Origin of the sequence: Azonexus sp. (assembly GCF_030824335.1) — a bacterium.
In the GTDB taxonomy this organism is placed as follows: Bacteria; Pseudomonadota; Gammaproteobacteria; order Burkholderiales; family Rhodocyclaceae; genus Azonexus.
Window position 1 is genome coordinate 80,865 of record NZ_JAVBXX010000012.1, and the last position, 11,946, is coordinate 92,810.

Sequence of the window (11,946 nt, forward strand, 5' to 3'; positions counted from 1 at the left end):
CTGCCCCAAAAGCCAACACAGCCGACCGCTCAAAACCGGACATGCAGCAAGTCAGCCGAACATCTGAATAATCAGTCGCATTCAGCGAATCGACTGCCATTCATGTCTTTGGCGGAAAGCTGCGGCACCCCGGCATCGGGCCACTGGATATTCAGATCCGCATCATCCCAGCGTATGCAGCGCTCATGCTCGGGCGAATAGTAATCCGTCGTCTTGTACAAGAATTCGGCCGTATCGCTCAAGGTCAGGAAGCCGTGGGCCAAACCGGCGGGTATCCACAATTGTTTCTTGTTTTCCGCCGACAGGATTTCGCCGACCCACTGACCATAGGTTTTTGAGCCTTTACGGATGTCGACCGCAACATCGAATACCGCGCCCTGCACCACGCGCACCAGTTTGCCCTGGGCTTTCGGCGCCAGTTGGTAATGCAGGCCGCGCAGAACCCCCTTGCTCGATTTCGAATGGTTATCCTGAACGAAGTCGATGGCCTGCCCGACTGCTGCATTGAATGCCTGCTGGTTGAAGCTTTCGAAGAAAAAGCCGCGCTCGTCACCGAACACTCGCGGCTCAATGATCAATACATCAGGAATTGCCGTCGTAATCACGTTCATCAGAAAACCCTTTCCTTGAGCAAGCCGAGCAGATATTGCCCATACGGATTTTTCAGCATGGGCTGGGCCAGTTGTTCCAGTTGCGCGGCGTCGACCCAGCCCTTGCGATAGGCAATTTCTTCCGGACAAGCCACCTTCAGCCCCTGCCGCTTTTCGATGGTGGCGATGAACTGGCTGGCATCGAGCAAGCTTTCGTGCGTTCCGGTATCGAGCCAGGCATGGCCGCGGCCCATGACCTGGACATTGAGTTCATCACGTTCGAGGTAAATCCGGTTGACGTCGGTAATTTCCAGTTCGCCGCGCGGCGATGGCTTGAGATCGCGGGCGAAATCGAGCACCTGATTGTCGTAGAAATACAGCCCGGTGACCGCATAGTGAGACTTCGGCACCAAGGGCTTTTCTTCCAGGCTGATCGCCCTGCCCTGCGCGTCGAATTCGACCACGCCGTAACGTTCTGGATCGTGCACATGGTAGGCGAATACCGTGGCACCGCTTTGCTGCTCGCCGGCCTTGCCGAGATCGTTGGCAAATTCGTGGCCGTAAAAAATATTGTCGCCCAGCACGAGGGCTGAATCACCGTTACCGATGAAGTCGCGACCGATGATGAAGGCCTGAGCCAGGCCATCGGGCGATGGCTGGATGGCGTATTGCAGATTCAGTCCCCATTGGGCACCGTCGCCGAGCAATTGCTGGAAACGCGGCGTGTCCTGCGGCGTCGAGATGATCAGGATGTCGCGAATCCCGGCCAGCATCAGCGTGGTCAGCGGATAGTAGATCATCGGCTTGTCGTGGATCGGCAACAGTTGTTTGGAAACTGCCAGCGTGACCGGATAAAGCCGGGTGCCGGAACCGCCGGCCAGGATGATGCCTTTGCGTTGTGTCATTGTTTTTCTCCGCGCGCTTCGTTTGTTCCATACTGCTTGCCCAGCCAGTCGCGATAGGCACCGCTGGTCACGTTGCTCACCCAGGGTTGATTGTCCAGATACCACTGGACGGTCTTGCGAATACCGGTGGCGAAAGTTTCAGCCGGCTTCCAGCCCAGTTCGCGCTCCAGCTTGCTGGCATCAATGGCGTAACGGCGGTCGTGGCCGGGCCGATCGGTGACGTAGGTAATCTGCGTCTTGTAAGGCTGGCCGTCGGCGCGCGGACTGAGTTCGTCGAGAATGGCGCACAGCGTATGCACCACATCAAGGTTGGGCATTTCATTCCAGCCACCGACGTTGTACACCTCGCCGAGCCGCCCTGCTTCCAGCACGCGGCGAATGGCGCTGCAATGATCCTTGACGTAGAGCCAGTCGCGGATTTGTTGACCATCGCCGTAGATCGGCAAGGGCTTGCCGGCCAGGGCGTTGAGGATGCACAACGGGATCAGCTTTTCCGGGAAGTGATAAGGGCCGTAATTGTTCGAGCAATTAGTCGTCAGCACCGGCAAGCCGTAGGTGTGGTGATAAGCGCGTACCAGATGGTCGGATGCGGCCTTGCTGGCCGAATACGGGCTGTTCGGCTCGTAGCGGTGGCTTTCGGTGAATGCCGGGGCGTCCTTGGTCAGCGAGCCATACACTTCGTCGGTCGACACGTGCAGGAAGCGAAAAGCATTTTTGCCGCTTTCCGGCAGTTGACCGTAATAAGCACGCACGGCTTCAAGCAAACGGAAGGTGCCGACGATATTGGTCTGGATGAAATCTTCCGGGCCATGAATGCTGCGGTCAACGTGCGACTCGGCGGCAAAATTGATCACGGCGCGCGGCTGGTGTTCGGCCAGCAGTCGGGCAACCAGTTCACTATCGCCAATGTCGCCCTGGACAAAAACATGGCGCGGATTGTTGTCGAGCGTAGCGAGATTTTCGCGATTGCCTGCGTAGGTCAGCACATCAAGGTTAATGACCGGCTCATCGGATTGAGCAATCCAGTCAAGTACGAAATTGCTGCCGATGAAGCCGGCACCGCCGGTAACTAAAATCATGCCAGAGCACCAAGATTGTCGAAAGTCCGACATTTTATCGCAACTGACTGTTATTCCTGACGTATACGTAAAAAACTGGCGAATCGGGGCAAACCGCGCGTCGTCAATTCGCGATATCGATAGGTCACCGTACAGCCCAGTGCCGGCGGATTACGTCGTTGGGCATCGGTCAATCCGGTGCCCAGCCGGAACGTCCGGCCATCGGGCATCTGCACGCGCAAGGCGCCCAGCTGGCCGGCGTATTTGCCCTTACCGGGCAGATGCGCCACGACGATGGCTTCGGCATCCAGCCAGGGCTTGAGCTTCAGCAAATCATCGCTGCGCCCGCTGCTATAAAGCGCAGCGGCCCGGTGCAGCATCAGGCCTTCTCCGCCAGCTTGCAGCGTCTCGGCAAGCATTTTTTGCAAAATATTGCGGTCGACGCTAGAAATCTGGGGAATTGCCGATAGCCAGGGCACATTCGCCTGATCAACGATCTGCCGCATCCGTTCAGCACGCTCAGTGAAGCTTCCCGGCGCACCCGGCAATTCGAAAATCATGTAGCGGACTTGCCGCCATTCGTCGTCAATCGGCGTGGTGCGCCGAACGATGCCGGACAGTCGCTCAAAGTTGCCCCGCCCCAGCCAGAGCTCACCATCGAGCGCCTGATCGGGCAAGCCATCGAGAAACCAGCGAGGTGCGTCGATTGGGTATCCACTGCGGAAAACCAGCGTCTTGCCATTCCAGATGGCACGCACACCATCGAGCTTTTCGCTGACCAGGTATTGCGCAACGTCGATATCGTCGCGATAGACATTGGCCAGCAGGATATCCGGCGGCGCAGCCCATGTCGGCAATAGCGAAAAACACAACGCAAGCCCGACCAGCAGCCCGCGCCAGCAGCGCATCAGAGACCGCCGCCCTTGCCGCCCCACTCCCGGCGGGCCTGACGGGCAATGCCGAAAATGTCTTCCAGGCGCTCGCCATCGTTATCAGCCAGGGCACTGCGCAATTCGTCGAGTTGCGCCCGGTAACTGTCCAGTTCACCGAGCAATGCACTGCGGTTGGCCAGACAGATATCGCGCCACATTTCCGGATGGCTGGCGGCAATCCGCGTGAAATCGCGGAAACCCGACGCGGCAAAGGTGAAGAACAGGTCGGCATCGGGACGCACGGCCAGGTCATGCACCAAAGCAAACGAAAGCAAATGCGGCAGATGGCTGACGGCGGCGAAAACCCGGTCATGCATTTCCGGCGTCAGTTCGTAAATATCGGCACCGCACAACGACCAGGCGCGTTTGACGCGATCCAGGCGCTCGTCGTTATTTTCCGGCAGCGGCGTAACGACAACTTTGCGCCCCTTGTACAAATCACCGCGCGCGGCTGACGGACCGCTGTTCTCGGCACCGGCAATCGGGTGCGCCGGCACGAATTTGCCGATATGGCCCTTGAACGCGGCACGCGCTGCGGCGACCACGTCACCCTTGGTCGAACCGCCATCGGTGACGATGGTATTCGGCCCCAGATAAGGCGCAATGCGGGCAAAGATTTCCGGCATCTGCGCGACCGGCGTGGCGACCAACACAATGTCGGCATCGCCGATTTCGTGTGCCGGATTGATCCCGGCACGGTCGATGACGCCCAGCTCCTGCGCCACACGCAAGGTAGCCGGCGTACGGCCGAAACCGACGACTTCCTCAACGGCACCCGCTTCCCGCAAGGCCATGGCAAACGAACCGCCAATCAGACCGGTACCGAAAACGACGATCTTGCCGAATTCAGGCGTCGCGTCGTCCATTTACAGCGCCTTCCCCAGTGCGTCGAGGAAACGGGCATTTTCCGGTGCCGAGCCGATGGTCACGCGCAACCAATCGGGCAGACCGTAACCGCCGATCGGGCGAACGATGACACCTTGCTTGAGCAATTTCTGGTTAACCGTCGCAGCGTCGCCAACCTTGAAGGTGACGAAATTGCCGTGCGACGGGATGTATTCCAGACCAAGGGCCTGCAGGCCGGCAACCAGCTGCACCATGCCGCGACAATTCAGTTCGTAACTGGCGTTCAGGAATTCATGGTCATCGAGTGCCGCCAGCGCGCCGGCAATCGCCAGATTATTGACGTTGAACGGCTGGCGTACGCGATTCATCAGATCGGCGATTTCACCGGAAGCCAGCGCGTAACCGACGCGCAGACCGGCCAACCCGTAAATTTTCGAGAAGGTGCGGCAGACCACGAGATTGGGGAAATCCTTGATCCAGGATGCCGTATCGACCCGCTCGTCGGGCGAGATATATTCGTTGTAAGCCTCGTCCAGCACGACCACGACATCCTTCGGCACCGCTTCCAGGAAGGCGCGGACTTCCGGGTATGGCAGGAAATTGCCAGTCGGGTTGTTCGGGTTGGCAATCCAGACGATGCGCGTGTCCGGACGAATGGCCGCCAGCATCGCAGCGAGATCGTGGCCGTAATTCTTGGCCGGCGTCGAAATCAGCTCGGCACCGGTCGACAGCGTGGCCAGCGGATAAACCGCAAAGGCATGCTGGGCGAACACCGCCGAACGACCGGGCGCCAGGAAAACCCGGGCGATCAGGTCGAGCACGTCATTCGACCCATTGCCGAGCACGACCTGATTCTGGGCCACACCGGCCCGTTCGGCGACCTTGGCAATCAATTCGAACTGATCGGGATAACGCTCCACCCCGCTGATCGCCGCCTCGACGGCTTTTTTGGCTTTCGGGCTCATGCCCAGCGGGTTTTCATTGGACGCGAGCTTGAGGATATTCTCGACCGGAATACCCATTTCGCGGGCCAGTTCGGTCATCGGCTTGCCCGGCTGATACGGCGAAATGGCGCGGACGTAGGATAAAGCGTGTTCAGCAAGCGACATGGCAAATTCTCAGTAAACGGCAACCGGGTAGGACCCGAGGATTTTCAGATAGGCCGCATAGCCCGCCAGTTTTTCCAGCGCGGCCTTCACCGCCGGATCGTCGCGATGGCCTTCGATATCGACGTAGAAAACATATTCCCACAAGGCGTTGCGTGCCGGCCGTGACTCCAGGCGGCACATCGAAACGCCCGCCGTGGACAGCGGCAGCAACAATTCGTGCAAGGCGCCGGTACGGTTCGGCGCAGACATGATCAGGGAAGTCTTGTCACGCCCGGACGGACCGGCATCGTGTTTGCCAAGGATCAGGAAACGGGTCGTATTGTTCGGCTCGTCTTCGATGTTCGCAACCAGCTTCGGCAGTTTGAAACGCTCGGCGGCAGCCTCACCGGCGATTGCCGCGACACCGGGCTCTTCAGCCGCCATTTGCGCTGCCAGCGAATTGCTGGCTACCGAAATGCGCGGCACACCGGGCAGGTTGTGATTCAACCATTCATGGCATTGCGCCAGCGACTGGGCATGCGAGTAAATCTTGGTGATTCGCCCCAGATCGGTCTCGTTGGACAGCAGATTCTGATGGATACGCAAGACGACTTCACCGCAGATTTTCAGCGGCGTCGACAGCAGCAGATCCATTGTCCGGCCAACTGCACCTTCCGTCGAATTCTCGACCGGCGCAACAGCATAATGCGCATGCCCCGATTCGACTTCGCGGAAAACATCGTCAATTGACGCCTGCGGCAACAAATTGGCGGCATGACCGAAATGCTTGGTCGCGGCACTGCCGGTAAACGAGCCGAGCGGCCCGAGATAGGCAATACCGAGCGGCTGTTCGAGCGACAGACAGGCCGACATCACCTCGCGGAAAAAGAAGGTGATGTTCTCGCCCGGCAACGGGCCGGGGTTGGCGTCCTGCAAGCGGCGCAGCACCTGCGCTTCGCGTTCCGGACGGTAGATGAAACCGGCGTCGCCAAACTTGGCCTTGATCTCGCCGACGCGTTGCGCACAGCGGGCGCGCTCATTGAGCAGGCGGAGAATTTCACCGTCGATGCGGTCAATATCGGCGCGCACGCCGGCCAGTGCCTGCGAAAGATCATCACTCATGCGGTCAACCCTTGCGTTTGGCGAAATCGTTCATGAACTCGACCAGCGCGGTCACTGCGGCCAGAGATACCGCGTTGTAGATCGAGGCGCGCATGCCGCCAACTGACTTGTGGCCCTTCAGACCAAGCACACCAGCCGCCTTGGCATCGGCCAGGAAGGCGGCATCCAGTCCGGCATCGGCCAGCACGAAAGGCACGTTCATCCGCGAACGGCAATCCGGATCGACCGGGTTGGTGTAGAAACTACCGGACTGATCGATGCACTCGTACAAAATCCGTGCTTTTTCGGCGTTGACCGCATCAATGCCGGCCAGACCGCCCTGCTTCTTCAGCCACTGGAAAACCAGGCCGGCAATATAGATACCGTAGGTCGGCGGCGTGTTCAGCATCGAGTCGTTCTCGGCCATCACCGCGTAGTCCATCACGGTCGGGATGGTCAACGGCGCCATGCCGAGCAGATCGCGGTGAATGATCACCAGCGTCACGCCGGACGGGCCGATGTTCTTCTGGGCGCCGGCATAGATCAGGCCGAATTTCTCGACATTGACCGGCCGCGACAGGATGTGCGACGACATGTCGGCAACCAGCGGCACGCCGGTGTCAGCGATGCGCTCGGCAGGAATCTCGACGCCATGAATGGTCTCGTTGGTACAAACGTGCAGATAGGCGGCAAACGGATCGAGCTTGATTTCCTCGGCGGTCGGCAGGCGGGTGAAGTTGCTTGCCTCGGTCGTTGCCGCAACGCGGACGTTACCGATGCGTTGCGCTTCCTTGACGGCCTTCTTCGACCACGAACCGGTGACGATGTAGTCGGCCGAACGACCGGCCAGCAGGTTCATCGGAATCTGCGCGAACTGCTGCGTCGCACCGCCCTGCAGGAAGAGCACCTTGTACTGCTCGGGAATGCCCATCAACTCGCGCAGGTCGGCTTCGGCCTGGGCCAGGATGGACATGAATTCCTTGCCGCGATGGCTCATCTCCATCACGCTGCAACCGGCGCCATGCCAGTCGAGGATTTCTTCCTGCGCCTGCTTGAGGACTTCTTCAGGAAGCGCAGCCGGACCGGCGCTGAAATTCCAGATTCGACTCATCAGGCGGCCCCTCCCTCGTCATTGCCCTCATCATTACTCACATTGTCATCACCGGCCACTTCGCCAGATGCTGACTGATCGGCGACCGGCGTTTCGCCATCGGCGAGTTCGCCTTCGATTTCTGCGTCAGCCTCGACCACCGATTCAGCAACCTTTTCCAGACCGGCCAGCTTTTCACCTTCGTCGAGCGAAATCAGCGTGACGCCCTGCGTGGCGCGGCCCATGCCGCGAATTTCCGAAACCCGGGTACGAATCAGCACACCGCCGGTAGTGATTAGCATGACTTCGTCATTGTCATCAACCAGCTTGGCACCGATCACCACACCGTTGCGCTCACTGTCGGCAATCGCCTTGACGCCCTGTGTGCCGCGTCCGGAGTGACGGAAGTCGGCCAGCACGGTGCGCTTGCCGAAACCGTTTTCGGTCGCCACCAGCACGGTTTGCTGATCCGATTCGGCAACCAGCAGGGAAATCACGGTCTGACCTTCCTGCAACTTCATGCCGCGCACGCCGCGGGCGCCACGGCCCATCGGACGCACGTCCTCTTCGTCGAACCACACGGCCTTGCCGGCGTTCGACACCAGCACGATGTCGCTCTGCCCGGTGGTCAGTTCGACGCCGATCAAAATATCGTCATCGAGCAGGTCGACCGCTATAATGCCGGCCTTGCGCGGGTTGGAGAAGTCGGACAACGGCGTTTTCTTGACCGTACCGGCGCGGGTGGCCATGAAGATGAACTTGTCTTCGACGAATTCCTTGACCGGCAACACGGCATTGATCCGTTCGCCCTCTTCCAGCGGGAAGAGATTGACGATCGGCTTGCCGCGACTGGTCCGGCTGCCCTGCGGCGCTTCGTAAACCTTGAGCCAGTAGCAACGGCCACGATTCGAGAAACACAGAATGTAATCGTGGGTGTTGGCGACGAACAGGTGATCGACGAAATCCTCGTCCTTGATCGCCGCTGCCTGCTTGCCGCGCCCGCCGCGCTTCTGGGCACGATAGTCGGCCAACGGCTGGGCCTTGACGTAGCCGCCGTGCGACAGCGTGACGACCATGTCCTGCGGCGTGATGAAATCTTCGATGCCCAGTTCCTGCGTGTGCAGCACGATTTCGGAACGGCGGTCGTCGCCGAATTGATCACGGATCGCGGTCAGTTCGCCAACGATGATTTCGGTAATGCGCTCAGGACGCGCCAGGATATCGAGCAAGTCGAGAATCTTGGCCATCACATCCTTGTATTCACTGACGATCTTGTCCTGTTCCAGACCGGTCAGGCGCTGCAGACGCAGTTCGAGAATGGCCTGCGCCTGCGCATCGGACAGACGATAGCCCTGGTCGGACAAACCGAATTCCGGCGCCAGACCATCCGGACGCGAGGCGTCTGACGCGGCCCGCACCAGCATTTCCTCAACCACCGGGCTGCGCCATTGGCGGCCCATCAGGCTGCGCTTGGCATCCGGCGGCGTCGGCGCGGCCTTGATCAGCGCGATGATTTCATCGACGTTGGACAGCGCAACGGCCAGACCTTCAAGGATATGGCCGCGTTCGCGCGCCTTGCGCAATTCATAAACCGTACGCCGCGTGACGACTTCGCGCCGATGCGACAGGAAGCATTCGAGCATCTGCTTCAGGTTGAGCAGGCGCGGCTGGCCATCGACCAGCGCCACCATGTTCATGCCGAAGGTGTCCTGCAACTGCGTCTGTTTGTACAGGTTGTTAAGGATCACTTCGCCGACTTCGCCGCGCTTCAGTTCGATAACGATGCGCATGCCGGACTTGTCCGACTCGTCGCGAATATCGGAAATGCCTTCGATCTTCTTCTCGTTAACCAGCTCGGCGATCTTTTCGATCAGCGACTTCTTGTTAACCTGGTAGGGAATTTCATCAACGATCAGCGCCTGCCGACCATTGCTCTTTTCCATATCCTCGAAATGCGTCCGGGCGCGCATGATGACGCGGCCGCGACCGGTCTTGTAACCTTCGCGTACGCCCATCACGCCGTAAATCAGTGCGGAGGTCGGGAAGTCGGGTGCAGGAATGTATTCGATCAGTTCATCGATCGTGATGGCCGGATTTTCCAGCATGGCCAGACAACCGGCGACGACCTCATTCAGGTTGTGCGGCGGAATATTGGTCGCCATACCTACCGCGATACCGGACGATCCATTGATCAGCAGATTGGGAATGCGTGCCGGCATGACCAGCGGCTCATGCTCCGAACCGTCGTAGTTCGGCCCGAAGTCAACCGTTTCCTTGTCCAGGTCTTCCAGCAACTGATGGCCAATCTTGGCCATGCGCACTTCGGTGTAACGCATCGCGGCCGCATTGTCGCCATCGACCGAACCGAAGTTGCCCTGACCATCGACCAGCATGTAGCGCAATGAGAAGTCCTGCGCCATACGCACGATGGTGTCGTACACTGCCGTGTCGCCATGCGGGTGATATTTACCGATCACGTCACCGACGATACGCGCCGATTTCTTGTAGGCCTTGTTCCAGTCGTTATTCAGCTCGTGCATTGCGAACAGGACGCGACGATGCACTGGTTTCAGGCCGTCGCGCGCATCCGGCAGCGCCCGGCCGACAATCACGCTCATCGCGTAATCGAGATAGGAACGCCGCATCTCGTCTTCGAGGCTGATCGGCAGAGTTTCTTTGGCGAATTGGTCCATGTCTCTTGTATCCGCGCCGTTACTTTGGCGCTTTGTTTGGTTGAAGCAGGTGTAATTTGTTATTTTAACATGCCACCCACGGCGAACCGATGCCCATTTCCATGACACCGACACCCGAAAATATTGACTTACTGATTGAAGCTCGCTGGATTGCTACGGTCGACACCAATCAAGTCCTGAAAAACCATGCCGTCGCAGTAAACAACGGGATAATCCTGGCCATTCTGCCAGTGACCGAAGCACGCAACCGCTACCACCCGACCACCCGCAAAACACTAAACCAGCACATCCTGATCCCCGGACTGATCAACCTGCATACCCACGCCGCGATGTCACTGATGCGCGGCATCGCCGACGACCTGCCGCTGATGGAATGGCTGCAACAACATATCTGGCCGGCCGAAGCCGCGCTGGTTTCAAACCAGTTTGTGCTTGACGGAACACGACTGGCCTGCGCCGAAATGTTGCGTGGCGGCATTACCTGCTTCAACGACATGTATTTCTTCCCGCAGGCAGCCGCTCAGGCTGCCTGCGAATTCGGCATGCGCGCCGCTATCGGCATCACTGCGCTGGAGTTCCCCACCAACTACGCCAACGATGCCGACGACTACATTGCCAAGGGAATTGCCGCCCGGGAAGCTTGCAGCCACAACCCGCTAATCAGCTTCTGCCTGGCACCACATGCCCCATACACCGTCTCGGATCGCAGCTTTCAACGCATGGCGACGCTCGCCGAACAACTGGGCCTGCCGATTCATTGCCACATCCACGAGACAAAACAGGAAATCGAAGACAGCCTGAAGCAGCACGGACAACGCCCCCTCGCTCGCCTCAGCGCCCTGGGCATGATCGGCCCCGAATTCATTGGCGTACATGCCGTTCATCTGGAAGATGATGAAATTGCCGCTCTGGCCGCCGCAAACTGCAGCATCGCCCACTGCCCCAGTTCCAACCTGAAACTTGCCAGCGGCTTTGCTCGTGTTGCAGAAATGCAACGCGCCGGCATCAACATCGGCCTCGGCACCGATGGCGCCGCGAGCAACAATCGACTCGACATGTTCTGGGAAATGCGACTGGCCGCACTACTGGCCAAAGGCTTGAGTGGAGATGCCAGCACCCTGCCAGCCAGCGAAGTATTGCGCATGGCCACGCTGAATGGCGCACGGGCACTAGGTTTGGAGCAAATTACGGGATCAATCACCCCGGGAAAGTCAGCCGATCTATGCGCAGTTTCGCTGAGCGAAAGTGATTGCATGCCCTGCTTCGACCCAATATCCCATCTCGTTTATGTTGCCGGACGGGAGAAGGTAAGTCACGTCTGGATTGCCGGACAGTGTTGCTTGGACAACAACACTTTGCTGACAGGCAGCGATATTCACTTGGAGTCATCTACAGCACTATGGCAAAATAGATTGGAAGTTTGTATTGGTGCCAAATCCACCTGATGCGAATCATCGAATTTAACAATCTCTTCAACGAGGGAACACAATGACTAAAAATATTGCAAAGAAGGCTCTGGCTATCGCCCTGCTCGCTGGTATCGGTTTTTCCGCCGTTGCCCAAGAGCGCGTTTATGTGATCGACCAGCGTGACGTTGTCGCCAAGAGCGGCTTCGACCTGTGCTGGCGTACCGGCTACTGGAC

Annotated in this window: 10 protein-coding genes; 1 reads left to right on the forward strand and 9 read right to left on the reverse strand. The window is 58.8% G+C overall.

The features are described from left to right. Positions 1–71: 71 nt before the first annotated feature. From rfbC to gyrA, 9 genes are read right to left on the reverse strand one after another with little or no spacing between them, the layout of a single operon-like run. Positions 72–611 (reverse strand): dTDP-4-dehydrorhamnose 3,5-epimerase, encoded by a 540-nt coding sequence (rfbC, locus tag RCI20_RS09260; protein WP_306604644.1) that lies wholly within the window; start codon positions 609–611, stop codon positions 72–74. Beyond that, entirely contained in the window at positions 611–1,495 is an 885-nt protein-coding gene (gene rfbA, locus RCI20_RS09265) for a glucose-1-phosphate thymidylyltransferase RfbA (RefSeq protein WP_306604646.1), read from the reverse strand. The genes rfbC and rfbA overlap by 1 nt, the downstream gene beginning before the upstream one ends. Then, positions 1,492–2,574 carry a dTDP-glucose 4,6-dehydratase gene (rfbB, locus tag RCI20_RS09270; protein ID WP_306604648.1) on the reverse strand — a complete coding sequence of 361 codons (1,083 nt, stop codon included), beginning with the start codon at positions 2,572–2,574 and terminating at the stop codon, positions 1,492–1,494. Before rfbB ends, rfbA begins: the two co-directional genes overlap by 4 nt. Positions 2,575–2,624: 50 nt before the next feature. Further along, positions 2,625–3,461: a DNA ligase gene (locus tag RCI20_RS09275; protein ID WP_306604650.1), complete on the reverse strand. Its 837-nt coding sequence runs from the start codon at positions 3,459–3,461 to the stop codon at positions 2,625–2,627. Next, positions 3,461–4,351, reverse strand: coding sequence for a prephenate dehydrogenase/arogenate dehydrogenase family protein (locus RCI20_RS09280; protein WP_306604651.1), 891 nt, complete (start codon positions 4,349–4,351; stop codon positions 3,461–3,463). The genes RCI20_RS09275 and RCI20_RS09280 overlap by 1 nt, the downstream gene beginning before the upstream one ends. Further along, positions 4,352–5,440 carry a histidinol-phosphate transaminase gene (hisC, locus tag RCI20_RS09285; protein WP_306604652.1) on the reverse strand — a complete coding sequence of 363 codons (1,089 nt, stop codon included), beginning with the start codon at positions 5,438–5,440 and terminating at the stop codon, positions 4,352–4,354. Between the two features lie 9 nt (positions 5,441–5,449). Next, positions 5,450–6,541, reverse strand: a complete 1,092-nt coding sequence (pheA, locus tag RCI20_RS09290; protein WP_306604655.1) for a prephenate dehydratase — start codon at positions 6,539–6,541, stop codon at positions 5,450–5,452. Positions 6,542–6,545: 4 nt separating this feature from the next. Further along, positions 6,546–7,631: a 3-phosphoserine/phosphohydroxythreonine transaminase gene (gene serC, locus RCI20_RS09295; protein WP_306604656.1), complete on the reverse strand. Its 1,086-nt coding sequence runs from the start codon at positions 7,629–7,631 to the stop codon at positions 6,546–6,548. Then, the gene (gene gyrA, locus RCI20_RS09300; RefSeq protein WP_306604658.1) at positions 7,631–10,303 is read right to left on the reverse strand and encodes a DNA gyrase subunit A; all 2,673 of its coding nucleotides are present in this window, start codon (positions 10,301–10,303) and stop codon (positions 7,631–7,633) included. The genes serC and gyrA overlap by 1 nt, the downstream gene beginning before the upstream one ends. Positions 10,304–10,392: 89 nt before the next feature. Here gyrA and RCI20_RS09305 point away from each other — a divergent pair, with 89 nt between their 5' ends. Continuing rightward, positions 10,393–11,748, forward strand: a complete 1,356-nt coding sequence (locus RCI20_RS09305; RefSeq protein ID WP_306604660.1) for a TRZ/ATZ family hydrolase — start codon at positions 10,393–10,395, stop codon at positions 11,746–11,748. Positions 11,749–11,946 lie beyond the last annotated feature (198 nt).

Bases quoted from the DNA above. Each gene is read 5' to 3' on its own strand.
- RCI20_RS09305 (WP_306604660.1), top strand. From the start codon at position 10,393: ATGCCCATTTCCATGACACCGACACCCGAAAATATTGACTTACTGATT.
- rfbB (WP_306604648.1), bottom strand. From the start codon at position 2,574: ATGATTTTAGTTACCGGCGGTGCCGGCTTCATCGGCAGCAATTTCGTA.
- hisC (WP_306604652.1), bottom strand. From the start codon at position 5,440: ATGTCGCTTGCTGAACACGCTTTATCCTACGTCCGCGCCATTTCGCCG.
- RCI20_RS09275 (WP_306604650.1), bottom strand. From the start codon at position 3,461: ATGCGCTGCTGGCGCGGGCTGCTGGTCGGGCTTGCGTTGTGTTTTTCG.
- rfbA (WP_306604646.1), bottom strand. From the start codon at position 1,495: ATGACACAACGCAAAGGCATCATCCTGGCCGGCGGTTCCGGCACCCGG.
- RCI20_RS09280 (WP_306604651.1), bottom strand. From the start codon at position 4,351: ATGGACGACGCGACGCCTGAATTCGGCAAGATCGTCGTTTTCGGTACC.
- pheA (WP_306604655.1), bottom strand. From the start codon at position 6,541: ATGAGTGATGATCTTTCGCAGGCACTGGCCGGCGTGCGCGCCGATATT.
- serC (WP_306604656.1), bottom strand. From the start codon at position 7,631: ATGAGTCGAATCTGGAATTTCAGCGCCGGTCCGGCTGCGCTTCCTGAA.
- rfbC (WP_306604644.1), bottom strand. From the start codon at position 611: ATGAACGTGATTACGACGGCAATTCCTGATGTATTGATCATTGAGCCG.
- gyrA (WP_306604658.1), bottom strand. From the start codon at position 10,303: ATGGACCAATTCGCCAAAGAAACTCTGCCGATCAGCCTCGAAGACGAG.